General features: G+C 70.4%; 23 protein-coding genes. 12 read left to right on the top strand and 11 right to left on the bottom strand.

What is annotated here, in order from left to right; all coding sequences use genetic code 11:
* Nucleotides 1–8: 8 nt before the first annotated feature.
* On the bottom strand, nucleotides 9–1,031 hold the full coding sequence (locus tag AC07PU_RS16075) for a glycosyltransferase family 2 protein (RefSeq protein WP_495318750.1): 1,023 nt from the start codon (nucleotides 1,029–1,031) through the stop codon (nucleotides 9–11).
* A 114-nt stretch (nucleotides 1,032–1,145) separates the two neighbouring features.
* Here AC07PU_RS16075 and AC07PU_RS16080 point away from each other — a divergent pair, with 114 nt between their 5' ends.
* Entirely contained in the window at nucleotides 1,146–2,483 is a 1,338-nt protein-coding gene (locus AC07PU_RS16080) for a UDP-glucose dehydrogenase family protein (protein ID WP_495318752.1), read from the top strand.
* On the opposite strand, the gene AC07PU_RS16085 is transcribed toward AC07PU_RS16080, so the two are convergent.
* The 3 genes from AC07PU_RS16085 to AC07PU_RS16095 form a co-directional block, all read right to left on the bottom strand.
* On the bottom strand, nucleotides 2,466–3,614 hold the full coding sequence (locus AC07PU_RS16085; protein WP_495318754.1) for a CaiB/BaiF CoA transferase family protein: 1,149 nt from the start codon (nucleotides 3,612–3,614) through the stop codon (nucleotides 2,466–2,468). The two genes, AC07PU_RS16080 and AC07PU_RS16085, sit on opposite strands and share 18 nt — an antisense overlap.
* Nucleotides 3,615–3,718: 104 nt before the next feature.
* Nucleotides 3,719–4,705: a Bug family tripartite tricarboxylate transporter substrate binding protein gene (locus AC07PU_RS16090; RefSeq protein ID WP_495318756.1), complete on the bottom strand. Its 987-nt coding sequence runs from the start codon at nucleotides 4,703–4,705 to the stop codon at nucleotides 3,719–3,721.
* A 43-nt stretch (nucleotides 4,706–4,748) separates the two neighbouring features.
* Nucleotides 4,749–6,437 carry an acyl-CoA dehydrogenase family protein gene (locus AC07PU_RS16095; RefSeq protein ID WP_495318758.1) on the bottom strand — a complete coding sequence of 563 codons (1,689 nt, stop codon included), beginning with the start codon at nucleotides 6,435–6,437 and terminating at the stop codon, nucleotides 4,749–4,751.
* 90 nt (nucleotides 6,438–6,527) lie between these two features.
* Between AC07PU_RS16095 and AC07PU_RS16100 the strand changes: the two genes are divergently transcribed.
* The 3 genes from AC07PU_RS16100 (at nucleotide 6,528) to AC07PU_RS16110 (ending at nucleotide 8,835) form a co-directional block, all read left to right on the top strand.
* Nucleotides 6,528–7,424 carry a LysR family transcriptional regulator gene (locus AC07PU_RS16100; RefSeq protein WP_093355264.1) on the top strand — a complete coding sequence of 299 codons (897 nt, stop codon included), beginning with the start codon at nucleotides 6,528–6,530 and terminating at the stop codon, nucleotides 7,422–7,424.
* Between the two features lie 216 nt (nucleotides 7,425–7,640).
* Nucleotides 7,641–8,384: an AP2 domain-containing protein gene (locus AC07PU_RS16105; protein WP_495318760.1), complete on the top strand. Its 744-nt coding sequence runs from the start codon at nucleotides 7,641–7,643 to the stop codon at nucleotides 8,382–8,384.
* A 55-nt stretch (nucleotides 8,385–8,439) separates the two neighbouring features.
* Entirely contained in the window at nucleotides 8,440–8,835 is a 396-nt protein-coding gene (locus tag AC07PU_RS16110; RefSeq protein WP_093355269.1) for a hypothetical protein, read from the top strand.
* Here the strand turns inward: AC07PU_RS16110 and AC07PU_RS16115 are convergent.
* The 7 genes from AC07PU_RS16115 to AC07PU_RS16145 form a co-directional block, all read right to left on the bottom strand.
* Nucleotides 8,826–9,875, bottom strand: a complete 1,050-nt coding sequence (locus tag AC07PU_RS16115; protein ID WP_495318762.1) for a serine/threonine protein kinase — start codon at nucleotides 9,873–9,875, stop codon at nucleotides 8,826–8,828. The two genes, AC07PU_RS16110 and AC07PU_RS16115, sit on opposite strands and share 10 nt — an antisense overlap.
* A gap of 35 nt (nucleotides 9,876–9,910) precedes the next feature.
* Nucleotides 9,911–11,029 (bottom strand): DUF2855 family protein, encoded by a 1,119-nt coding sequence (locus AC07PU_RS16120; RefSeq protein WP_208510565.1) that lies wholly within the window; start codon nucleotides 11,027–11,029, stop codon nucleotides 9,911–9,913.
* A 205-nt stretch (nucleotides 11,030–11,234) separates the two neighbouring features.
* Nucleotides 11,235–11,660, bottom strand: a complete 426-nt coding sequence (locus AC07PU_RS16125; RefSeq protein WP_057595126.1) for an organic hydroperoxide resistance protein — start codon at nucleotides 11,658–11,660, stop codon at nucleotides 11,235–11,237.
* Nucleotides 11,661–11,769: 109 nt separating this feature from the next.
* Complete coding sequence (locus AC07PU_RS16130; RefSeq protein ID WP_057595125.1) at nucleotides 11,770–12,219, bottom strand: MarR family winged helix-turn-helix transcriptional regulator; 450 nt, start codon at nucleotides 12,217–12,219, stop codon at nucleotides 11,770–11,772.
* Nucleotides 12,220–12,314: 95 nt separating this feature from the next.
* A complete protein-coding gene (locus tag AC07PU_RS16135; RefSeq protein ID WP_495318766.1) occupies nucleotides 12,315–13,652 on the bottom strand; it encodes a serine hydrolase domain-containing protein in 1,338 nt (445 codons plus the stop codon).
* A gap of 38 nt (nucleotides 13,653–13,690) precedes the next feature.
* A complete protein-coding gene (locus AC07PU_RS16140) occupies nucleotides 13,691–14,506 on the bottom strand; it encodes a crotonase/enoyl-CoA hydratase family protein (protein ID WP_203203892.1) in 816 nt (271 codons plus the stop codon).
* A gap of 31 nt (nucleotides 14,507–14,537) precedes the next feature.
* Nucleotides 14,538–15,386 (bottom strand): 3-hydroxybutyryl-CoA dehydrogenase, encoded by an 849-nt coding sequence (locus AC07PU_RS16145; RefSeq protein ID WP_490878080.1) that lies wholly within the window; start codon nucleotides 15,384–15,386, stop codon nucleotides 14,538–14,540.
* Nucleotides 15,387–15,565: 179 nt separating this feature from the next.
* Between AC07PU_RS16145 and purT the strand changes: the two genes are divergently transcribed.
* From purT to AC07PU_RS16185, 8 genes are all read left to right on the top strand, one after another.
* Nucleotides 15,566–16,768, top strand: a complete 1,203-nt coding sequence (purT, locus tag AC07PU_RS16150; protein WP_495318769.1) for a formate-dependent phosphoribosylglycinamide formyltransferase — start codon at nucleotides 15,566–15,568, stop codon at nucleotides 16,766–16,768.
* A gap of 172 nt (nucleotides 16,769–16,940) precedes the next feature.
* Nucleotides 16,941–17,894, top strand: coding sequence for a LipP1 family hormone-sensitive lipase (gene lipP1, locus AC07PU_RS16155; protein ID WP_495318771.1), 954 nt, complete (start codon nucleotides 16,941–16,943; stop codon nucleotides 17,892–17,894).
* Nucleotides 17,895–18,016: 122 nt separating this feature from the next.
* On the top strand, nucleotides 18,017–18,892 hold the full coding sequence (locus tag AC07PU_RS16160) for a helix-turn-helix domain-containing protein (RefSeq protein ID WP_495318773.1): 876 nt from the start codon (nucleotides 18,017–18,019) through the stop codon (nucleotides 18,890–18,892).
* Nucleotides 18,893–18,911: 19 nt separating this feature from the next.
* Nucleotides 18,912–19,787 carry a branched-chain amino acid ABC transporter permease gene (locus AC07PU_RS16165; RefSeq protein WP_203203897.1) on the top strand — a complete coding sequence of 292 codons (876 nt, stop codon included), beginning with the start codon at nucleotides 18,912–18,914 and terminating at the stop codon, nucleotides 19,785–19,787.
* Nucleotides 19,788–19,790: 3 nt separating this feature from the next.
* Nucleotides 19,791–20,867 carry a branched-chain amino acid ABC transporter permease gene (locus AC07PU_RS16170; protein WP_093355289.1) on the top strand — a complete coding sequence of 359 codons (1,077 nt, stop codon included), beginning with the start codon at nucleotides 19,791–19,793 and terminating at the stop codon, nucleotides 20,865–20,867.
* Nucleotides 20,864–21,685, top strand: a complete 822-nt coding sequence (locus tag AC07PU_RS16175; RefSeq protein WP_093355292.1) for an ABC transporter ATP-binding protein — start codon at nucleotides 20,864–20,866, stop codon at nucleotides 21,683–21,685. Before AC07PU_RS16170 ends, AC07PU_RS16175 begins: the two co-directional genes overlap by 4 nt.
* Complete coding sequence (locus AC07PU_RS16180; protein ID WP_203203900.1) at nucleotides 21,682–22,455, top strand: ABC transporter ATP-binding protein; 774 nt, start codon at nucleotides 21,682–21,684, stop codon at nucleotides 22,453–22,455. Before AC07PU_RS16175 ends, AC07PU_RS16180 begins: the two co-directional genes overlap by 4 nt.
* Nucleotides 22,456–22,460: 5 nt before the next feature.
* Complete coding sequence (locus AC07PU_RS16185) at nucleotides 22,461–24,344, top strand: AMP-dependent synthetase/ligase (protein WP_495318776.1); 1,884 nt, start codon at nucleotides 22,461–22,463, stop codon at nucleotides 24,342–24,344.
* Nucleotides 24,345–24,402 lie beyond the last annotated feature (58 nt).

Genomic DNA, 24,402 nt, shown 5'->3' on the forward strand with positions numbered 1-24,402 from the left:
CGCGGGCCTCAGGGACGGTGGTAGGAGAGCGCCTGCGCATCGGCATGCGCGGGGCCCGTGGTGTGCAGGCCGATGCCGCGCGCGAAGGCACCGAGCATGTCGACGGCCGAGAAGCCCAGGATCAGCAGCACGCCGAGCGCCCAGCGCGCGCCGCGCAGCGGCGGCAAGTCCTGCCGGTTGAGCGCGCGCAGGCTGAAGCCCAGCCGCGTGACGAGCACGCACAGCGGACCGATCGGACCGCTCTTCGCGAGCCATTGCCAGCGCGGCGACACGTAGCTGCGCAGCAGGTGCGGCGTGAGCGAACAGGTGTCCTGCCCGCGCATCCAGCGCAGCTTGAGCGCCTCGCGCCGCGTGTCGGGCAGGCGGTGCTCGGTGTGGGCGCGCGCCGCGTAGTGCAGCGGGATGTCGGCCGCGCGCAGCCGCATGCCGAGCACCTGGCAGTGGGCGCGGTACACGCCCTCGAGCGCCTGGTAGCTGTGGGTGTCGAAGACCTCGCGCCGGAACGCCACGTTGTTCGCGTAGAAGTTGCTCGTCGCGCCCGCGTGCTCGTTCGGGAAGTACATGAAGTCGATGGTGGTGAGCGCGGTGCCCACCACGTTGGCCGCGTAGCTGGTGCGGCCCGCCACCACGGCCGGCGCGTCGGCGCGCGCGAAGGGCGCGAGCAGCTCGCGCAGCCAGTCTTCGTCGGGCAGGCAGTCGGCATCGGCGAACACCACCCAGTCGCAGCGCGCCGCATCGGTGGCCGCGAAGCCGGTGTTCTTGGCGTCGTAGTAGCCGGTGCTGGCGTCGATGCGCACGAAGTCGACGGGCCGTCCGGCCAGGCGTTGCACTTCCTCGCAGGTGGCGGCATCGAGGCCGTCGTGCGTGATGACCACCTGGGCCAGCGTGGACAGCGGCTGCTTCTGGCGCGCGAGCAGCGCGATCAGCCGCTGCAGGCTGGCGGCGGTCCTGGCCTGCGCATCGGCGCCGCCGCGCAGGTTGTTGGTCTCGAGGACCAGCGCGGTGCGCGCCGCCACTTGATCGGGCATCATCGATTTTTCCTGTCCGGACGTCGTTGGGAAGGCATGCATGCCGCTTTTATCGCACAACCCTCGCGGTTGCCAGTGCCATCGCGCATGGGCGCGGCCCGCCGCGGGGCCGCTGTCTTGAAGCTCGCGGTCTTCGGCGCGGGCTACGTGGGCCTGAGCTTCGCGGCCTGCATGGCCGAGGCCGGGCACGCGGTGCTGTGCGCCGACACCGACGCGCCGCGCATCGCGGGCCTGCGCGCGGGCCGCATGCCGCTGCACGAACCGGGGCTCGGCGCGCTGGTGGCGCAGGAGACGGCGGCCGGCCGGCTGCGCTTCACGGACGATGCCGGCGAGGCCGCGCGGCATGGCGACATCCTCTTCATCGTGGTGAATGCGCCGGCCGATGCCGAGGGCGTGGTCGACCTCGAGGCGGTGTTCGAGGTGGCGCGCGCCGTGGGGCACCACCGCGACCGCGACGGCCTGCTGGTCTGCAAGTCGACCTTGCCGGCGGGCACGGCCGACCGGGTCGAGGCGGTGGTGCAGGACGCGCTGGCGCGACGCGGTGCCACGCACCGGATCGCGGTGGCGGTCAACCCCGAGTTCCTGCGCGAAGGCTCGGCGGTGCGCGACAGCCGCGCGCCCGACCGCATCGTGGTCGGGGCTACAGATGCCGACGCGATCGCGCTGCTGGCCGAGCTCTATGGGCCTTTCGTGCGCGACCCCGCGCGCCAGTGGCTGGTGATGGACCGCCGCTCGGCCGAGCTCGCGAAGTACGCCGCCAACGCGATGCTCGCTACCCGCATCAGCTTCATGAACGAGATGGCGCGCGTGGCCGAGCAGGCGGGCGCCGACATCGAGAGCGTACGCCGCGCGATCGGCGCCGATGCGCGCATCGGTCCGGCCTTCCTGCAGGCCGGCGCGGGCTATGGCGGCTCCTGCCTCGCGAAGGACCTGCGCGCGCTGCAGCATGGGGGCGAGGGCGCCGCGCTGCGGCTGCTGCCCGCGGTGGCGGCGGTGAACGAGGCGCAGAAGTCGCGGCTCTTCGAACTCGTCGCCGGCCATTTCGGCGCCACGCTCGCGGGGCGCACGCTGGCCGTGTGGGGCCTGGCCTTCAAGCCCGACACCGACGACATGCGCGATGCACCGAGCCTGGTGCTGATCGAGCGGCTGCTGGCCGCCGGCGCGCGCCTGCGGCTGCACGATCCGGCCGCGATGCCGAATGCGCGTGCGCTGCTCGGCGAGCGCGAAGGCATCGCCTGGTGCGATGCGCCCGAGGCCGCGCTCGATGGTGCCGATGCGCTCGTGCTCGTCACCGAATGGGCGGCCTACCGCCGGCCCGATTTCGCGCGCATGGCCGTGCGGCTGTCGGCGCGTGCCGTGTTCGATGGGCGCAATCTCTACGACCCGGCCGAGGTCGAGGCGGCCGGCATCGCCTGCTACGGCATCGGCCGCGGGCGCTCAGTGCGCCGCGGTTGAGGTCGCCTCGTCGTCCGCGCGCGGCAGGAAGGCATCGCCCGGCGTCAGCGGCGCATGCCGGTAGCTCGCGGGCGTGCGGCCCAGCTTCACGGGCGCGCCGATGCCGCGATAGCCACCTTCCAGTTCGACCACCATGCCGCGGTGCGCCGTGTGCGGATGCTCGAGCGCGGCGGCCACGGGCAGCACGGGCGCGGCCGGCACGCCCGCGGCCATGAGCTGCTCGACCAGCACGCGGCCGTCGAAGGCGGCCATGGCGGTCTCTAGCTGCTGCTTGAGCGCGTCGCGGTTCACCGAGCGCGCACCCGCGGTGGCGAAGCGCGGATCGGTGGCCAGCGCGGGCAGGCCGATGCAGCCGCACAGGCTCGCGAACTGGCGGTCGTTGCCGACGGCGACGAATACGGGGTCGGTGCCGGTGGCGAGGGCGTCGTAGGGATAGATGTTGGGATGGGCGTTGCCGGTGCGGCGCGGCGCGCTGCCGTCCATGAACCAGTTGGCGGCGTGTGGATGCAAGAGCGAGATGCCGCTGTCGTAGAGCGCGGCCTCGACGAACTGGCCGCGTCCGCTGCGCTGGCGTTCCTGCAGCGCGAGCAGCACGCCGATGACGGCATTGAGGCCGGTCACCATGTCGACCACGGGCAGGCCCACGCGCAGCGGCCCGCCCTCGGCCTCGCCGTTGACGCTCATGATGCCGGTCATGGCCTGCACGGCGGCGTCGTAGCCGGGCAGCGCACCGAGCGGGCCGTCGGCGCCGAAGCCCGAGACGCGGCACCAGACCAGGCGCGGAAAGCGCTGCGACAGGGTCTCGTAGCCGATGCCCCAGCGTTCCATGGTGCCGGTCTTGAAGTTCTCGATCAGCACGTCGGCCTCGGCCACCAGCGCGAGCAGGGCGGCGCGGCCTTCCTCGGTCGAGAAGTCGAGGTGCTGCACGCGCTTGTTGCGGTTGAGGCCGTGGTAGTAGGAAGCCACGCCATCCTTGAACGGCGGACCCCAGGTGCGCGTGTCGTCGCCCTGCGGCGGCTCGATCTTGAGCACGTCGGCACCATGGTCGCCGAGGATCTGGCCGCAGTAGGGGCCGCCGAGGATGCGGGAGATGTCGAGCACGCGGATGCCCGCGAGTGCGCCTTGAGTCATTTGTTGTTCCTGTTGTCTTGTCGTTCGGGGCGCGTGCGAAGGACATCGGGTACTCCCCTCCGCGAATGTCCCCCGTCGGCGTGATCGCGCCCCGGATGCCAGCATCAATCGAGCTGCGCCCCCGACTTCTTGACCACGTCCTTCCACTTCGCCGACTCGCTCGCGATGAACTGGCCGAGCTTCGGCGGCGAGGTGTCGGCGCTGGCCTCGAGGCCCTGGGCCGCGAACATCTGCTTGACCTTGGGCGAGCTCAGCACTTCGGCGAAGGCATGGTTGAGCTTCGCCACGCGATCGGCCGGCGTGCCCGCGGGCGCGACGATGCCGAAGAACACGCTCACGTCGTAGCCCTTGTAGCCCTGCTCCGAGATCGTCGGCACCTCGGGCAGCGCCTGCGAGCGCGCGAGGGTGGCCACGCCCAGCGCGCGCAGCTTGCCGGCCTTGACGTAGGGCAGCGCGGTGAGGATGTCGGTGAAGGTCATGCTGACCTGGCCGCCCAGCAGGTCGTTGAGCGCGGGGCCGGTGCCCTTGTAGGGGATGTGCTGGAAGTCGGTGCCGGCGATCGAGTTGAACAGCACGCCCGCGAGGTGCGAGGAGGCACCGTTGCCCGAGGAGGCATAGCTGAGCTTGCCGGGGTTGGCCTTGGCGTAGGCGACGAGCTCGGGCACGGTCTTCACCGGCAGCGCGGGATTCACCACCAGGATGTTCGGCAGATAGCCGACCTGGATCACGGGCGCGAAGCTCTTCACCGGGTCGTAGTTGATCTTGCGGTAGAGGCTGGCGTTGATCGCGAGCGGGCCCGAGGTGCCGAACAGCAGCACATGGCCGTCGGCCTCGGCGCGCGCTACGTACTCGGCGCCGATGTTGCCGCCCGCGCCGGCGCGGTTCTCCACGATCATCGGCTGGCCCATGCGGTCCTTCATCTCGGCCGCGAGCGTGCGCGCCATCGCATCGGTGGGACCGCCGGGCGGGAAGGGCACGACCAGCGTCATCGGCTTGGAAGGGAAGGCGGTGTCGGCCTGCGCGGCGGGGGCCGCGGCCAGCAGGCCGGCGCAGGCGGTGGCCAGCGCGAGGAGGGAAGCGAGGTGTTTCAAGAGGAGGTCTCCGTTCTTTGTTCGGGTGTCCGGGGGACGGGGCTCAGGCCGTGGCCCAGCCGGCGGGCAGCGCATCGGGCGCGAGCGGATCGCGCGGCAGCACGCGGTGCAGCAGCGCGAGCTGCGACCAGCGCAGCCGCGCGGCCGAGCCGGTGCGCGCGGCCTCCCAGGCCATCGCGCTCGCGCTGGTGCAGTGGTAGAGCGCCGAGGCGGCCTGGCGCGCGAGCACGTCGCCGCCTTCGCGCGCGGCCGTCTCGGCCAGCGCGGCGGCGCGCGCCAGCGCATCGCGCAGCGCCTGGGCGAAGGCCGGGGCCGGTTCGGCTTCGGCGATCAGCTTTTCGCAATGGGCGCGCAGCACCGGCAGCGAGCCCTCGCGCTTGACGGCGCGGATCACGTCGAGCGCGACGATGTTGCTGGTGCCCTCCCAGATCGAGCCCAGGTGGGCATCGCGCACCAGCCGCGGATCGCTCCATTCCTCGATGTAGCCGCAGCCGCCGCGCACCTCCATCGCATCGCCCGTGACCTTGCGCGCATCGCGGCAGGCGCGGAACTTGATGAGCGGCGTGAGGATGCGCAGCAGCGCGTAGGCCTCGGCTTCGCCGGCGTCGGAGCGCGCCAGCGCCAGCGCGGTCTGGCAGACCATGGTGCGCGCCTGCTCGGCGGGCACGCGCAGCTTGTCGAGCTGGCGCTGCATCAGCGGCATCTGGTCGAGCGTGCGGCCGAAGGCCTGGCGCTCGGCGGCGATGTACTCGGCCTCGGCCACCGCGCGGCGCATCAGGCCGGCGGCACGCACGCCGTTCGACAGCCGCGAGTTGTTGACCATGTCGGCCATCTGCACGAAGCCGCGGCCCTCCTCGCCGACCAGGAAGGCGAGCGCGCCCTCGAGCCGGATCTCGCCGCTGGCCATCGAGCGCGTGCCGAGCTTGTCCTTGAGCCGGATGATCCGGTAGTGGTTGAGGCGGCCGTCGTCGAGCCGGCGCGGCAGCAGGAACAGCGACACGCCCTTCATGCCGGCCACGCCGTCCTCGGCGCGCGCGAGCACCATCGCGAAATCGGCGTCGGGGTTCGAGCAGAACCACTTGTCGCCCGTGAGGCGCCAGCTGCCGTCGGCCTCGCGCCGCGCCAGCGTGGCGGTGGCGGCGATGTCGGAGCCCGCGGCCTGCTCGGTCATGAACATCGCGCCCTGCGCGAGTTCGTCGAAGTCGAGCGAGGTCAGGCGCGGCAGGTACTTCTGCACCAGCGCGGGCGCGCCGAACTTCTTGAGCGTGCGCGTGAGCGAATCGGTCATCGAGACCGGGCAGCACAGGCCGAACTCGGCCTGCACGAACAGGTAGGTCAGCGCGTATTTCACGAGCGGCGGCATGCGGCCTTTCCAGCCCAGCGTCTCGTCGCGGTGCGAGATCGCGGCCAGCCCGAATTCGCTGAGCGCGAGGCGCTCCATCTCGACGTAGGCCGGATGCTTGATCACCTGCTGCTCGTCGAGCCCGGTGCGCGTGCGCTGCTTCAAGGTGGGCGGGTTGCGGTCGGCGGTGCCGGCCAGCTCGTCGAGCCTGCCGCCCGCGAGGCCGCCGAGGCGCTCGAAGTGCGGCCGCAGGTGGCGCAGCAGGTCCTCGGGCAGGTAGAGCGCGAGCAGCGACTGCAGCTCGGTGTCGACGCTGTAGAGGTTCTGGCCGTGGCGGTCGGGAATGGGGTGAACGGCGGGCGCTGCAGGCGCGGCGGGCGTCTCGGGCATGGCTTGTCTCCTGGATTCGCGCCATTGTTCAAGCCGTGACGATCCGTGTCTAATATCGTTTGGGTCTTGCTCGATTCGATTTGCCTATTCATGGAACTGCGTCACCTGCGCTATTTCTCCGTGCTCGCCGAAGAGCTGCACTTCGGGCGCGCGGCACGCCGGCTCTCGATCTCGCAGCCGCCGCTGTCGGTGGCGATCCGCCAGCTCGAGGACACGGTGGGCGCGCGCCTGTTCGAGCGCAACAGCAAGGAGGTGCGGCTCACGCCCGCGGGCGACGCGCTGCGCGTGTCGGCGCGCCGGCTGCTGCAGCAGGCCGAGGAGGCCGCGCTCGAGGCGCGCGACATCGCGCAGGGCTCGGCCGGGCGGCTGCGCATCGGCTTCGTCGGCGCGATGCTCTACCGCGGCCTGCCGCAGGCGCTGCGCGCGTTCCAGGCCAAGCATCCGGCGGTGCGCATCACGCTGGCCGAACTCAACTCGGGCGTGCAGATCACCGAGCTGATGCACGACCGGCTCGACCTCGGCTTCGTCCACACCGCGCGCATGCCGCCCGAGCTGCAGCACCGGCTGCTGCTGACCGAGCCCTTCGTCTGCTGCCTGCCCGCGGGCCATGCGCTGGCGCGGCGGCGCGCGCTCGCGCCGGCCGAGCTCCGCGGCGAACCCTTCGTGCTGTTCTCGCGCGAGGCCTCGCCCGACTACCACGAGCGCATCCTCTCGATCTGCGCCGACGCGGGCTTCCATCCCGAGGTGCGGCACGAGGTGCGGCACTGGCTCGCGGTGGTCTCGCTGGTGTCGCAGGGCATGGGCGTGGCGCTGGTGCCGCAGGCGATGCGGCACTCGGCGCTCAGCGGCGCGGTGTTCCGTCCGCTCGATCGCGAGGTCACGCCGTCGGAGGCCTACGGCGTGTGGCGCGCGGGGCCGCCGAACATGCTGGTGCAGCGGCTGCTCGACGGGCTCGCGAAGAGCCTGCGCGAGAGCGCGAAGCGCTGAACGCGCACGCCGTTCTGCACCGTCTTCGTGGCAGGGCCGTGACCATGCGGGGCATCGACCCCGCACCGCGCCGGGCTACCGGAACCGGTGATGCCCAAGGCCTTGCGAAGGCTTTAGTATTCCCGTCAACCTCGCCGTGGCCCGGGCCTTCAAGAGCATGCAAAAGGGGTGTCGCCAGGGGGTTCAGATCAACGACACGGCCGTGTCGACGCCAGCATGCCCAAAGGTATCCCCAATTCCGCCGCCATGTACGGCATCTTCACCCGGCCCTGGGGCTACGAGGTCTCCGTCATGCGCAACGGAACCCGCCACTACCGGCAGTTCGGCCGGGCGAGCTACGGTGGCGCCGAACAGGCGTTGCTGCATGCGCAGGACTGGCGCGACGCCATCGTGCGGCAGCACCCGCCGATCGCGCGCCGCGCGCGCGCCGAGCAGCCGCGCGCCAACAACAGCACCGGTGCGCCCGGCGTCTACAGCCGCGTCGCGCCCGACGGCCGCGTGCGCGCCTGGCTCGCCAAGACCTACATCGCCGAGGACCAGATCCTGCAGACCTATTTCTCGGTCGACGGCGCCGATCGCGCGGCCCACGCGGCGGCGCTGGCCGAGCGCGCGCGCCAGCTCGCGCAGATGACCGGCCTGGCGCACGTGCACCCGGCCGAGGAGGCGATCCGCCGCGAGACCGATGCCGCGCCGCGCACGCGCACGCCGCGGCTCTCGCGCGCGGAGATCGTGCGCCGCAACAACTCGAGCGGCACCAGCGGCGTGCAGTTCAAGTCGCCGCGGCCCGACCATCCGGGCTACTGGATGGCGATCACCTTCATCGCCGGGCGCGGCACCGTCAGCAAGGCCTTCTCGGTGAAGACCCATGGCGAGCAGGCGGCCAAGCGCCTCGCGATCGCCGAGCGCGAGACGCAGCTCGCGCTCAAGCGGCAGCTCGACGGCGCGGAGCTGGCGTCCTGATGGCGGCGCGTGCGTGCAAGGCCGGGCCCGCGGGCACGGCCGGGGCGGTGCTGCCATGAGCCTCAAATCGTTGAACCGGCTGCTGCGCGTGGCCTCGCACCTGCTCGACCAGGCCGCGGCCGATGTGCGGGCCTGCGGCCTCGAGCCGGCCACCGAGCAGGTGCACCGCATCGGCCGCGCGATGGTCGAGCTGATCGAGGTGCAGCGCCGGATCTATGCCGAGCAGCCCGAGCTGCAGCCGCGCACGCTCGTGGCCTCGCGCCGCGAGGCCGACGCCAACCGGCTGTTCACCCAGCTGATGCTCGAGGCGCTGGACCTCGAGGACGCGGGCAACGTGGCGGCCGCGCTCGAGAAGTACACGCAGTTCATCGGCCTCTCGCCCTCGCACCACCACCGCGAGATCGTGCGCGAGGAGATCCGCCGGCTGTCGGCGCCGGCCGTTCAGGCGTAGATCGGGTCCTCGGCCATCGCCTCGCACTGGTCCTGCAGCATCTGGACCTGGCCCTTCCAGTAGTCGCTGCTGCCGAACCAGGGAAAGTTGATCGGGAAGATCGGGTCTTCCCAGCGCCGCGCGAGCCAGGCGCTGTAGTGGATCAGGCGCAGCGTGCGCAGCGGCTCGATCAGCGCGAGCTCGCGGCGGTCGAATTCGCGGAACTGCTCGTAGCCGTCGAGCAGGCCCGAGAGCTGCGCGGTGCGCTGGGCGCGCTCGCCCGACAGCAGCATCCACAGGTCCTGCACCGCGAAGCCGGTGCGCGCGTCGTCGAGGTCGACGAAGTGCGGGCCGCCGTGGGGGCGGTCGGTCGGGGTCCAGAGGATGTTGCCGGGGTGCACGTCGCCATGCAGCCGCAGCTTGCGCGGGCCGTCGCCGGCGGCGGCCGAGCCTGAAAGTGGGGTCGCGGCGATCATCTCGAGCGCCTCGTTGCAGGCCTTCGCCCAGTCGCGCTGCACGTCGAGCGGCAGCTTGTCGTTCGCCAGCAACCAGTCGCGCGAGGCGGTGCCGAAGTTCTGCAGGTCGAGCGCGGGCCGCGCCTCGAAGGGGCGCGCGGCGCCCACGGTGTGGATGCGCGCGAGAAAGCGCCCGACCCATTCGAGCACCTCGAAGTCGTCGAGCTCGGGCGCGCGGCCGCCGCGGTAGGGGCTCACGCTGAAGGCGAAGCCGGCATGGCGGTGCAAGGTGGCGCCGCCGAAGGCCAGCGGCGGCACGGCGGGGACCTCGGCCGCGGCGAGTTCGAGCGAGAAGGCATGTTCCTCGAGGATCTCGGCCTCGCTCCAGCGGCCGGGCCGGTAGAACTTGACCACCACGGCCGGGTGCGGCTGCGGGTCCTCGAGGTGCACCTGGTAGACCCGGTTCTCGTAGGAGTTGAGCCCGGTGAGCCGGCCGTCGCCGTGCAGGCCGAGGCCCGCGAGCGCGTCGAGCACCACGTCGGGCGTGAGGCTCTCGTAGGGATGGGCAGGGTGGCCGGCGGGCGCCGCGGGGGAATCGGGAATCATGCGGCGATTGTCGTCGCCCGCACCCCGCGCGCTTTTCAGAGGCCGCCGGGGTGCGCGTGCAGCGACAGGATGTGGCCGGTGCGCGGATCGCCCTTGCCGGCCAGCACCTGGGCATAGGCCGCCTGCGCGGCCGCGCCGCCGCGGTGGTGTTCGGCGCGCAGCCAGGGGCTGGCGGCATCGGTCGCGCGCGCGGTGAAGGCCTGCCAGGCCGCCACCATGCGGCGGCTGAATTCCTCGGCGCTCCATTCGGCGGTGCGCTTCTTGATCTGCGCGGGCGCGAAGAACAGCGTGGCGCGCGGGCCCGCGAGCTCGCGGGTGGCGCCCTTGGAGGCCAGTTCGTCGACATGCGTGCCGCCGATCGCGCAGCTGTAGCGCAGGCCGGTGAAGCGCGCATGGATCGCCTCGCGCAGGGCGCCGTTGCCCGCGAAGTCGATGTAGACGCAGGGCGTGTCGGCGGGCAATTCGTCGAGCGCGTCGTAGCGCAGCACGCGGTGGTAACAGCCCAGGCTCTCGCAGTAGCCGACGTTGCCGGCCGAGGTCAGGCCGACCACCTCGATGCCTTCGCGCTGGTGCAGCTGGAACGCGGTGCCGTAGGCCGTCTTGCTCGAGGCGCTCGACAGCAGCATGGTGCGCGCGCCGAAGAAGTCGTTGTCGGCCATGAAGTCGTCGATCAGCCAGGAGGTGATGAACAGCGGGCGCAGCAGCGCCTGCGTGTCCTCGCTGTCGGCGGTGTAGAGCGGGTCGGCATTGCAGCGGAAGTACTGGTTGTAGACCACCGGCAGCTCGGCGCGGTGCGCGGCACCGTCGGCGAAGCGCTCGGGCGACAGCCGCGTCGGGCTCAGCACCGCGCCGGTGGCCATGGGCCAGTAGCCGTAGAGGCGTTCGCCCACGGCCACGCCCGGATGCAGCGACTGCACCACGCTCGCGAAGCCCCACACGGGGATGTTGCCCCAGGCCTCGTCGCCGGTGGGGAAGAAGCGCCAGTAGCTCATGGCGTCGCCGAAGGCGGCATAGGTGATGTTGTTCGAGGTCAGCGCGAAGCTGTCGATGCGCACGCGCACCTGGCCGTCGGCCAGTGGCGTGTCGGTGCTGTCGTCGAGGCGGGTGTCGCCCAGTTGGCTCTTGCGGATCTGCAGGCTGAGGGTGGTGCTCATGGCGTGTCGAAGCTCCGTGGCTGCGCGGCGTTCCGGCCGCTGGGGTGGCAAGGGGTGCGTCGCGACGCACCGGTGAGTGCACGCCACGTTAGCCAAGCTTCGTGAAAGGCGCCATCGCGCCGGCGTCGCGCGCGTCGCACGCGGGACAAGCGCGCGCACGCAAAAAAGCCCCGCGGCGCGGGGCTTCGTCGTGGAGCGCGGGGGCTCAGGCGATCGTCAGTTCGACGTCGATGTTGCCGCGCGTGGCGTTCGAGTACGGGCAGACCTGGTGGGCCGTGTCGACCAGCTTCTGCTTCTGTTCGGCGTCGAGGCCGGGCAGCGTGATCGCGAGCTTGACCGCGATGCCGTAGGCGGCGCCGCCATTCGTCGGGCCGAGGGAGACGCTGGAGTCGATCGCCACGTCGTCCGGCACCTTGACGCCGATCTTCGGGCCCACGGCCTTCATCGCGCCGATGAAGCAGGCGGCGTAGCCGACCGCGAACAGCTGCTCGGGGTTGGTGCCGGGCTTGCCTGAACCGGGCGAGCTCAGCTGGACGTCGATCGCGCCGTCGCTGGATTTGCCGGCGCCGTCGCGGCCGCCCGTGGTGTGGGCCTGGGCGGTGTAGAGCACTTTGTCGAGCTTGGTGGTCATGGTGATGTTTCCTTGGTCGAAGTGGAACGGTGGTTGAAGAAAGCCGTCGTGGTCCGGAATGGCACGCGGCGGGAGAAACCTGTTGTAGTGATTGAAATGGCTTGCTTGCTCAGGCGGCCTTGCGGATGCGGTCGCGCAGCGCTTGAATCTGGTGGGTGAGGTCCACGAGCTCGGGCACCGAGCATTCGGAGGCCGCGAGCAGGCATTCGGGCACATGGCCCGCGCGCGCCTTGAGGCGGCGGCCCGCGGCCGTGAGCGTGATGTGCACGCGGCGCTCGTCGGCCACGTCGCGCACGCGGGCCACGAAGCCGTTGGCCTCGAGGCGCTTGAGCAGCGGGGTGAGCGTGCCCGAGTCGAGCGAGACGCGCTCGCCGAGTTCGGAGACCATGGGGCCGTCTTTTTCCCACAGGGCGAGCATCACCAGGTACTGCGGGTAGGTGAGACCGAGCTTGTCGAGCAGGGGCTTGTACAGGCGGGTCATGGCCAGCGAGGCGGAGTACATGGCGAAGCAGAGCTGGTTGTCCAGCTTCAGGAGTTCGTCTTGCGTGAGGGAAGGCATGGGCCGAATTATGGCACTCAATTAAATTGTGTGCAAAGTATTTTGTGCGACAGGGTTTTCTGGTGCCCTCTCCCGGCGGGAGAGGGCAGGAAAACTCAGGGGCGCTTCATCAGCGCATCGGCCACCGCGGCGAAGCCCGGCAGCGTCAGCGGATCGTTGCCCGCGTTCGCCGCCACCGGATGCGCCGCATAGCGCACGATCACCATCTGCGCCGCCGGATCCACGTAGATGCTCTGGCCGTGGATGCCGCGCGCCATGTAGGCGCCGTGCGCGTTGTTCGACACCCACCACATGTTGCGGTACGACCAGCCCGGCAGCAGGCCGTAGCCGGCCTTCGCGAACTTGGCGGTGTCGCCGCCGCGGCGGATATCGTCGACCACCGCCTTCGGGAACACCTGCTGCCCGTTGGGCGCGCGGCCGCCGTTGCGCAGGGTTTCGCCGAAGCGCGCGAGGTCGCGCAGCGTGGTGTTGAGGCCGCCGCCGCCCGACTCGGTGCCGATGCTGTCGACCATGAAGTAGGCGTCCTGCTCGGCGCCGATGCGGCGCCAGATCTTCTCGCTCAACAGCTCGGCCAGCGACTGGTTGCTGGCGCGACGCAGGATCCAGGCCAGCGCCTCGGCATTGATGGTCTTGTAGCCGAAGGCCTCGTCGTGCGCGCCTTCCTTCTTCTGCAGCGCGAGGAACTCGTAGAAGGTCTTCGGGCCGCTGTAGCCGGGCGCGCGCGGGATGAAGCCGCCGGCGCGCGAGTAGTCCCAGATCTCGGCCTTGGGATCGGCGTAGTTCTCGGAGTAGCGCACGCCGATGGTCATGTCCATCACCTGGCGCACGGTGGCGTCGCCGTAGGCGCTGTCCTTGAGCTCGGGCACGTATTTGGTCACGGGCGCCGCGGGGTCGAGCTTGCCCTCGTCGGCGAGGATGGCCGCGAGCGTGCCGACGAAGGACTTGGTGACCGACATCGCGAGGTGCGGCCGCTCGGGCGTGAGCGCGCCGAAGTACTTCTCGTACACCACCTGGCCGCGGTGCAGCACCAGGATGCCGTCGGTGTAGGTGTTGGCGATCATCTGGGCGACCGTGCTGTCCTCGCCCGACAGCGACTTGAAGCGGATGCCCTCGATCTGCTCGGGCGTCACGCCCGTGGCGGCCGGCAGCGGGCTCGCGGCGCCGCTGCCGCGCCACACGTTGGCGGTGGGCACGACCTCGCGCACGTGCGAGAAGGTCCAGCGGTTGCGCGGGAAGGCGTTGCCCGCGGGGTTCTCGAAGGTGATCTGCTTGTCGGGCGGCGGCGGAAAGCCGCGCATCCAGCCGAGCGCGTCGACGGAGGTGGCCGCGGGATCGGGCAGGGCCGCGGGCGCGGCGGGTGCCTGGGCGTGGAGGGAGGTGTTCACGGCGGAGAGGGTCAGCGCGGCCAGGGCCGCGCGCAGTCGCAGGGTCATGGTGAGGATGGAAGAAGAGGGGAGGGACGGGGCGTTCGTCAGCGCCCGCTGAAGCGCGCGGGCCGGCGCTCGATGAAGGAGCGCACGCCCTCGGCCGCGTCCTCGCTGTTCGACAGCCGCTTCTGCGTCTCGATGAACTCGCCGACGGCGGCCAGCGGCCCGTGCTCGATCGCCTTGAGCACGTTGAGGCGCGTGGCCACCACCGCGAGCGGCGCCTGCGCGGCGATGCGCTGCGCGATCGCGAGCGCCTCGTCGAGCTCCTGGCCCGCGGGCACGACCTTCTGCACGAAGTTCAGCCGATAGGCCTCGGCGCTGCCGAACTCGTCGGCCGTCAGCAGGTGCAGCATCGCGTTGCCGAGGCCGGCGCGCTCGGCCATGCGCAAGGTGGCGCCGCCCGTGGCCATGATGCCGCGCTGCACCTCCATCTGCGAGAAGCGGCAGTTGTCGGCCGCCACCACGATGTCGGCGCCGAGCATCAGCTCGATGCCCACCGTGAAGCAGATGCCCTTGACCGCCACCACCATCGGCTTGGTGCGCCGGCGGTAGCCCTCGAGACCGAAGTCGTGCGGCTCCACCAGGCCCTGCGGGATCGCCTTCTCGCCGCGCTTCATGTAGTCGGCCACCGCGGGCAGGTCGAGGCCGGCCGTGAAGTGGTCGCCGAAGGCATGCAGCACGCCCACGCGCAGGTTCGGGTCGTCGTCCAGGCGCGTGTAGGCCTCGGCGAGCTGGCGGAACATCGGCGGCGTCCAGCCGTTGCGCTTGGCGGGCCGGTTGATGCCGATCAGCAGCACGTGGTCGAGCACCTGGGTGTCGATGCAGCCTTCGGTCGGCGGGGTGGTGGGCGTGGCGGTCATGGCGTTCCCTGTCTCCTCGTTCTTCGGCGCGTCAGTAGGTGTAGACGCCGCGGCCGGTCTTGCGGCCCAGTTGGCCGGCGGCCACCATTTCCTTCAGCAGCGGGCAGGGGCGGTACTTGGAGTCGCCGAACTGGTCGAGGTAGACCTCCATCACCGCGAGGCAGACGTCCAGGCCGATCATGTCGGCCAGCGCCAGCGGGCCGATCGGCTGGTTGCAGCCCAGCTTCATGCCGGCGTCGATGTCCTCGGCGGTCGCGATGCCCTCGGACAGCACGAAGAAGGCCTCGTTGATCATCGGCACCAGGATGCGGTTGACCACGAAGCCCGGTGCGTTCTTCACCGTGATCGGCGACTTGCCCAGGCGCTCGGCCAGTTCCTTCACCGTGTCGTGGGTGGCGTCGCTCGTGAGGTAGCCGCGGATCAGCTCGACCAGCGCCATCATCGGCACCGGGTTGAAGAAGTGCATGCCGATGAAGCGGTCGGCGCGCGAGGTGGCTGCGGCCAGCTGCGTGATCGAGATCGAGGAGGTGTTCGAGGCGATGATGACCTCGGGCCCCACGAGCTCGTCGACCTGCTTGAGGATCTTGAGCTTGAGCGCGTGGTTCTCGGTCGCGGCCTCGATCACGAGCTGCGCGCCCTTGAGGTCGTCGTAGTTGGTCGAGCCCTGGATCAGCGCCAGCGCGGCGTCCTTCTGCTCGGCCGTGAGCTTTTCCTTCTTGATCAGCCGGTCGAGGCTGCCCGAGACGGTGGCCAGGCCCTTGTCGACCGCCGCCTGCGCGACGTCGATCATCACCACCTTGACGCCCGCCACCGCACAGGCCTGCGCAATGCCGTTGCCCATCGTGCCGGCGCCGATGATGCCGACGGTCTGAATCGCCATGAGAAATGCTCCTTGAGAAAACGAAAGGGGAAGAAAAGAGAAGGCGGGCCAGCCGCCGTGCCGTCCATTGTGGATCAGCCCCGCCGGCGCGTCGTTGCCGCGGGCGACACGGGTGGCTTACAGTGCGCGCTCGCGCTTTTCCCCTCTTTTTCTTCCCTCCCGAACCGACAGAAGCCGCCATGACCACCCTCGGCACCCCCCTCTCCCCCTCGGCAACCCGCGTGATGCTCCTCGGCTCCGGCGAACTCGGCAAGGAGGTGCTGATCGCCCTGCAGCGCCTGGGCGTCGAGACCATCGCCGTCGACCGCTACGAGAACGCACCCGGCCAGCAGGTGGCCCACCATGCGCGCACCATCGTCATGAGCGACCCCGCGCAGCTGCAGGCGCTGATCGAGGCCGAGAAGCCGCAGCTCGTGGTGCCCGAGATCGAGGCCATCGCCACGCCGATGCTGCAGCAGCTCGAGGACGCGGGCACGGTGCGCGTGATCCCCACGGCCCGCGCCGCCCGCCTCACGATGGACCGCGAAGGCATCCGCCGCCTGGCCGCCGAGACCCTGGGCGTGCCCACCAGCCCCTACAAGTTCTGCGACTCGCTCGCCGAGCTGCAGGCCGCGATCGACGGCGGCATCGGCTACCCCTGCATCGTGAAGCCCGTGATGAGCAGCTCGGGCAAGGGCCAGAGCAAGATCGACGGCCCGGCCGATGTGCAGAAGGCCTGGGACTACGCCATGGCCGGCGGCCGCGTGAGCCATGGCCGTGTGATCGTCGAGGGCTTCATCGACTTCGACTACGAGATCACGCTGCTGACGGTGCGCGCCAAGGATGCCGGCGGCGCCGTGAGCACCCGGTTCTGCGAGCCCATCGGCCACGTGCAGGTCAGCGGCGACTACGTCGAGAGCTGGCAGCCGCACCCGATGGCACCCGCCGCGCTGCAGAAGGCGCAGCAGATCGCCGAGGCGGTCACGGCCGACCTCGGCGGCCAGGGCCTGTTCGGCGTCGAGCTGTTCGTCAAGGGCGACCAGGTCTGGTTCAGCGAGGTCAGCCCGCGCCCGCACGACACCGGCATGGTCACCATGGCCACGCAATGGCAGAACGAGTTCGAGCTGCATGCGCGCGCGATCCTCGGCCTGCCGGTGGACACCACGCTCAAGAGCCCGGGCGCCAGCGCGGTGATCTACGGCGGCGTCGATGCCCAGGGCATCGTCTTCGACGGCGTGGCCGAGGCGCTGCAGGTGCCGGGCGTGGACCTGCGCCTGTTCGGCAAGCCCGAGAGCTTCGTCAAGCGCCGCATGGGCGTGGCGCTGGCGCATGCCGCCGACGTGGAGACCGCGCGCGCCAACGCCAAGGAAGCGGCCTCGCGCGTGAAGCCGCGCCAGGCCTGATCGCTTCGGCCGACGGCCGTAGCCAGTTTTCGCAAGCCGCGCCGCGCAGGCGCAGGCAAGGTGCCGGGGCTGACGAAAGACGCCGGCCCGGGAGGGATGCGGGTGCATGCGGATTCCGTCCGCGCGCGCCGCGCTCCACACTGGGTCGATCGATCGATCCACCGGAGACACCATGCTGCATCCCCAGGCCCGCGCGCTGCTCGACTTCATCGAGGCGCGCGGCATCCCGCCGACCCACACGCTGTCGCCCGCCGACGCGCGCGCCTTCTACCGCGAGCGCCGCGCCGCCACCCAGCCGCTGCCGGCCGAAGTGGCCGAGGTGCGCGACCTCGCGGCCGACGGCCCGCACGGCCCTGTTCCCGTGCGCGTCTACCGGCCGCTGGCCTCGGGCGCCGGCCCGCTGCCGGTGCTGGTGTACTACCACGGCGGCGGCTGGGTCATCGGCGATCTCGACACGCACGACGTGCTGTGCCGCGAACTGGCCAACGGCGCCGGCTGCGCGGTGGTCGCGGTCGACTACCGCATGGCGCCCGAGCACCGCTTCCCGGCCGCGGTCGACGACGTGCTGGCCGCCACGCGCTGGGTGCGGCGCGAGGCCGCGGCGCTGGGCGTGGACGCGAGCCGCATGGCGGTGGGCGGCGACAGTGCCGGCGGCAACCTCGCGGCGGTGGTGGCGATCGCCGCGCGCGAGAGCGCCGACCTGCCGCTCGTGTTCCAGCTGCTGATCTACCCGGCCACCGACATGCGCCGCGGCCATCCGTCGCACCAGGCCAACGGCCAGGGCTACCTGCTGACGCGCGACACGATGACCTACTTCCACGACCACTACATCACCGATGCGAAGCACGACCTCGACTGGCGCGCTTCGCCGCTGCTGCACGACGACCTTTCGCGGCTGCCGCCGGCGCTGGTGCTCACGGCCGGCTACGACCCGCTGCGCGACGAAGGCCTGGCCTATGCCGAGGCGCTGACCGCGGCCGGCAACAGCGCGAACTACGTCTGCTTCGAGCGCCAGATCCATGGCTTCGTGACCATGGGCAAGGTGCTCGACGAGGCCAACACCGCGGTCGCGCTTTGCGCCACCGAGTTGCGTCGCGCGTTCGCGGCGCCACGGCCGCAGGCCTAGGGAAAGTCCCCGCGCAAATGGGCCCCGCGCTGCGCGCGGGCCCCGCTACGATCAGCCCCACAACGACGCCGACCCAGGGCCCGTGCCCTGGTCCAGGCCCCCGAATGCAGGAGACAGACACCATGCAGGGAACGAGGATGGCGCCGTCGACGCAAGGCGGTGCCCGCGAGGGTCGCGGCCAGGGCGAACGCCTGATGTGGCTCACCACGCAGCGCGTGTTCTACGCCGGCCTGCTGGGCCGTGCCGCCGAGCGCACCATGGGCGGCCATGGCGTCTATGTCTCGCCCGCGGGCGCGCCGCCCAATCGCCTGCGCGTGGGTGGCGGTGCCTGGCAGAGCGGCGAGCTGCTGGTGGTGCCGCCGCAGGTGCCGCACGAGATCGAGAGCGCGCATCCGCTGATCCTCAACCTGCTGATCGAATCCGAGTCGGTCGACCCCGCCGGCATGCCCGCGTGGCTGCAGCACTGCGGCCCGGTGCAGGCGCCGGCCTTCGTGCAGCGCGTGCGCGAGAGCCATGCCCAACTGCTCGCCGCCTCGGCGCGCGGCCAGCGCTTCGACGGCCTGGACTTCGACCGCCAGTTCTTCGGCGCGCCGCTCGCGCCGCGCGCGCTCGATGCGCGCATCCGCAAGGTCATCGACGCGATCAACGCCGACCCCGCGGCCGCCACCTCGGCCGAGGAATGCGCGGCCTCGGTGCACCTCTCGTTCTCGCGCTTCCTGCACCTGTTCAAGCAGGAGACCGGCATGGCCTTCCGTGCCTTCCGCGCCTGGAAGCGCGCGCGCAGCCTGCTGCGCTACGTGCGCCAGACCGCCACCCTGACCGACATCGCGCTCGAGGCCGGCTATCCCGACTCCACCCATTTCAGCCATTCGATCCGCCAGGTCTACGGCCTGAAGCCCAGCGACATCCTGGCCGGCTCGCGGCGCCTCGCGCTGCACGACGCGGCCGGCGCGGCCTACCGCCCCTTCACGTCTCCCTTCCGTCACCTGCGCCAGTAAGGCCAAGGAGGTTCCCGTCGTGCAGATCCTCCAGCTCCTGCTGTCGGGCATCGCGCAAGGCTGCATCTACGGCCTGATCGCGCTCGGCTTCGTGCTGATCTACAAGGCCACCGAGACGGTGAGCTTCGCGCAGGGCGACCTGATGATGCTCGGCGCCTTCGCCGCGTTCGCGGGCATGTCGCTGTTCGGCATGCCGTTCTGGCTCGCGGCCGTGCTCGCCATCGTGGCGATGGCGGCCTTCGGCGTGCTGCTCGAGCTGGTGGTGATCCGCCCGATCCTCGGCCAGCCGCAGTTCTCGATCGTGATGCTCACCATCGGCATCGCCTACGTGGCGCGCGGCCTGGTCACCATGGTGCCGGGCATCGGCACCGAGACCCACGCGCTGGCCGTGCCCTACAAGGACCGGATCTGGAAGCTCGGCGAGCTGGTGGTGAACCTCGAGCAGCTCGTGATCATCGTCGCCACCGCGATCCTCTGCGGCCTGCTGTTCGCGATGTTCCGCTACAGCAAGCTCGGCATCGCGATGCAGGCCTCGTCGCAGAACCAGCTCGCGGCCTACTACATGGGCATTCCGGTCAAGCGGCTCAACGGGCTGGTGTGGGGGCTGGCGGCCGCGGTCGCGGCCATCGCCGGCATGCTGCTCGCGCCGATCACCTTCGTGCACGCCAACATGGGCTTCATCGGGCTCAAGGCCTTTCCGGCGGCCGTGGTCGGCGGCTTCGGCAGCCTGCCGGGCGCGATCGTCGGCGGGCTGGTGATCGGCATCGTCGAGTCGTTCGCGGGCTTCTACCTGCCCGACGGCTTCAAGGACACGGCGCCGTACATCGTGGTGCTGCTGATGCTGATGATCAAACCGAACGGCCTGTTCGGCGAGAAGCTGCGCAAGAAGGTCTGACCCATGCGCTACATCTTCAAGACCTCCTACGACCAGGACATCAGGCTCGCCAAGCATGGCGGCCAGGTCTTCTGGTATGGCCTCTTGTGCGTCTTCCTGCTGGCCGCGCCCTGGGTCATCGACGAGTACTGGCTCGCGCAGCTGACCTTCGTGCTGATCTACGGCATCGTCGGCCTGGGCCTGATGCTGCTCGCGGGCTTCACGGGCCAGTTCTCGATCGGCCACGCGGCCTTCCTCGGCACCGGTGCCTATACGCAGGGCGTGCTGACCAACCTCGGCGTGCCGTTCCCGCTCGCGCTGGTCGCGGCCGCGGCGCTGTCGGCCGGCGTGGGCGTGGTGGTGGCGCTGCCGGCGCTGCGCGTGAAGGGCATCTACCTGGGCATCGCGACGCTCTCGTTCGGCTTCATCGTCGAGGAGGTGTTCGCGCGCTGGGAGAGCGTGACCGGCGGCAACGCGGGGCTGCACGTGAAGTCGCCGCAGCTCTTCGGCTGGTCGCTGGGCTCGGGCGACGGCTTCTACTTCCTGTGCCTGGTGGTGGCGGTGCTCAGCACGCTGGGCATCCTGAACCTGCTGCGTTCGCCGACCGGCCGCGCCTTCGTGGCGATCCGCGATTCGGAGATCTCGGCGCAGAGCATGGGCATCCATCTCGCGCGCTACAAGACGATGTCGTTCGCGATCTCGGCCGCGCTCGCGGGGCTCGGCGGCGCGCTCTATGCGCACAAGCTGAGCTTCATCTCGCCCGACCAGTTCAACATCCTGCAGTCGATCGACCTGCTGCTGATGGTGGTGATCGGCGGGCTCGGCTCGGTGCACGGCGCCTTCCTCGGCGCGATCTTCCTGATCGCGATGCCGCAGCTGATCTCGATGGGCAAGGACTGGCTGCCCGCGGTGATCGGCCAGGCGCCGGGCCTGCAGGGCTTCGTCTACGGGGTGGTGCTGATCGTGTTCGTGCTGTTCGAGCCGCTGGGCCTGTACGGGCGCTGGCTCAAGGTGCGCACCTATCTGCAGCTGTTTCCGTTCTACCGCAAGGGCCTGTTCAAGCGGCAGAAGTCCTTCACCAAGTCGGATCGCCTGAGATGAGCGGCGGCGACATCCTTCTCTCGGCCCAGGACCTGAGCGTGCGCTTCGGCGGCGTGCTCGCGGTCAACAAGGTCAGCTTCGACGTGCGGCGCGGCGAGGTGTTCACGCTGATCGGGCCCAACGGCGCGGGCAAGACCACGGTGTTCAACCTGATCAGCCGCATCTACACGCCGACCTCGGGCCAGATCACCTGGCATGGCGAGGCCGGCGGCGCGGTGGCGCTGACCAGCCAGGCGCCGCACGCGATCGCGGCGCTCGGCATCGCGCGCACCTTCCAGAACATCGAGCTGTTCGAGCATGCGACGGTGCTGCACAACCTGCTGATCGGCCGCCACACGCACCGGCGCAGCGGCTTCTGGCGCGAGCTGTTCTTCACGCCGGCCACGCGGCGCGCCGAGATCGAGGCGCGCGAGAAGGTCGAGCAGGTGATCGAGCTGCTCGACCTGCAGCACCACCGCGACGCGATGGTGGCGGGGCTGCCCTACGGCGTGCGCAAGGTGGTGGAGCTGGCGCGCGCGCTGTGCACCGAACCCAAGCTGCTGCTGCTCGACGAGCCCTCGTCGGGCCTCAACGTCGAGGAGACGGCCGACATGGCGTTCTGGATCCAGGACATCCAGCACGAGCTCGGTGTGTCGGTGCTGATGGTGGAGCACGACATGTCGCTGGTGTCGAAGGTGTCGGACCGCGTGCTCGCGATGAACCAGGGCGAGGTGCTGGCCACGGGCTCGCCGCGCGAGGTGCAGGCTGATGCGCGCGTGGTGGAGGCCTACCTCGGCACGGTCGACGACGTGAGCAGCCTGCGGAGGGTTCGAGCATGAGCGACGTGGTTCTTCAGTTGCTCAACGTCGAGAGCGCCTACGGCCCGATCAAGGCCATCCGCGGCGTGAGCCTCCAGGTGCGCCAGGGCGAGATCGCGACCGTGCTGGGCTCCAACGGTGCCGGCAAGACCACCATCCTCAAGACCATCTCGGGGATCATCGATCCGCGCAAGGGCAGCATCGAGTTCCAGGGCCGCGACATCACGGCCAAGGACCCGGCCCACATCGTGCAGCAGGGCCTGAGCCACGTGCCCGAGGGCCGCGAGGTGTTCCCGCTGCTGTCGGTGCGCGACAACCTGCTGATGGGCGCCTACACGCGCCAGGACCGCGACGGCGTGGCGCGCGACATCGAGACCGTGTTCGGCTACTTCCCGATCCTGCGCGAGCGCGCCACGCAGGACGCCGGCCTGCTCTCGGGCGGCCAGCAGCAGATGCTCGCGATCTCGCGCGCCATCATGGCGGCGCCGCAGCTGATCCTGCTCGACGAGCCCAGCCTGGGCCTGAGCCCCAAGCTCACCAAGGAGATCTTCGAGATCGTGGTGCGCATCAACCGCGAGCGCGGCACCACCATCCTGCTGGTGGAGCAGAACGCCAACATGGCGCTCAACGCGGCCGACCACGGCTACGTGCTCGAGAACGGCCGCATCGTGATGGAGGACAGCTGCGAGCGGCTGCGCGAGAAGGAGGACATCAAGGAGTTCTACCTCGGCGTGAAGGACGAGGGCGTGCGCGGCGAGCGGCGCTGGAAGAAAAAGAAGACCTGGAGGTAGCACCGATGAGCAGCACCCTCGCACTGCGCGCGCCGGCCGGCCTCTGGGACCTCGCGCACCTGCAGCCCCGCACCGAGGTGGTGGTGCCGGGCGACACCATCCCGGCCGTGTTCTGGAAAGCGGTCGAGTTGCGCCGCGACAAGGTCTGGATGCGGCAGAAGGAATTCGGCATCTGGCGCAGCTGGACCTGGGGCCAGACCGCCGAGGCGGTGCGCGAGATCGCGGGCGGCCTGATGGCGCTGGGCTTCGCGGCCGGCGAGTGCGCCTCGGTGCTGTCGAACACCGTCATCGAATGGGTGCTGGCCGACGTGGCGGTGCTCAGCTGCGGCGGCGTCTCCAACGGCATCTACCCGACCGACGCGGCCTCGCAGGTCCAGTACCTGTGCGAGGACTCGCGCACCACGGTGCTGTTCGTCGAGGACGACGAGCAGCTCGACAAGGCGCTCGAAGTGCGCGCCGCGCTGCCGCTGTTGCGCAAGGTGGTGGTGTTCGACATGGAGGGCCTGCGCGAGCTCGACGACCCAGACGTGCTGAGCCTGGAGGCACTGCGTGCCCTGGGGCGCGCGCACCTGGCCGCGCATCCGCGGGCGCTCGAGCAGCGCGTGGCCGCCTGCCGCGCCGAGGACCTCGCGATCCTGGTCTACACCTCGGGCACCACCGGCAAGCCCAAGGGCGCGATGCACAGCCACGGCGGGCTGGTCTACACCATGCGCGGCTACAACACGCTGCTGGCGCAGGACGAGAGCGACGAGCGCATGTGCTTCCTGCCGCTGTGCCACATCGCCGAGCGCATGGGCGGCGAGTACTTCGCGATGTACACCGGCTCGATCCTCAACTTCGTCGAGAACCCCGAGACCGTGCCCGAGAACGTGCGCGAGATCGCGCCCACGGTGTTCACGGCCGTGCCGCGCGTGTGGGAGAAGTTCTACTCGGGCGTGATGATCGCGCTCAAGGAAGCCAGCCGGCTGCAGCAGGCGGCCTACGGCTGGAGCATCGGCGTGGGCCAGCAGATCGCGCAGCGGGTGCTCGAGGGCCGGCCGGTCGGCGCGGGGCTGCGCCTGAAGTTCCGCCTGGCGCGCTGGCTCGCGCTCGACAACGTGCGCAAGCTGATCGGCATCCACCGCGCGCGCTTCCTCGTGACCGGTGCCGCGCCGATCTCGCCCGAGCTGGTGCGCTGGTACCTCGCGCTCGGCGTGCCGATGCTCGAGGTCTGGGGCATGACGGAGTCGTGCGGCGCCTCCACCGGCGTGCCGGTCACGCGCATCATGCCGGGCTCGATCGGCCCGGCGGCCGGCTACAACGAGGTGCGCCTCGATCCGCAGACCGGCGAGATCCTGGTGCGCGGCCCGAACGTCTTCATGGGCTACCTGAACCTGCCCGAGAAGACCGCCGAGACCCTCGACGCCGAGGGCTGGCTGCATACCGGCGACGTCGGCACGGTCGACGCGGAAGGGTATTTCCGCATCACCGACCGCATGAAGGACATCATCATCACGGCAGGTGGCAAGAACATCACGCCGAGCGAACTCGAGAACGAACTCAAGTTCAGCCCCTACGTCACCGACGCGGTGGTGATCGGCGACAAGAGGCCCTACCTGACGGTGATCGTGATGATCGACCAGGAGAACGTCGAGAAATTCGCGCAGGACAACGACGTGCCGTTCAGCAACTACGAAAGCCTCACGCGCACGCAGGAGGTGCTCGACCTGATCCAGGGCGAGATCGACCGCGTCAATGCGAAGTTCGCGCGCGTGGAGCAGATCAAGAAGTTCTTCCTGCTCGAGACGCAACTGAGCGCCGAGGACGAGGAGCTGACGCCGACCATGAAGCTCAAGCGCAAGCTGGTGCAGACCAAGTACGCGCCGCGCATCGAGGCCATGTACCGCTGAGCGCATTGAAGAACGTCCCGATCGCCACCCGATTTTTTCGCCAACCCGAGGAGACAAG

Source organism: Variovorax sp. GW821-FHT10D07, assembly GCF_059415325.1.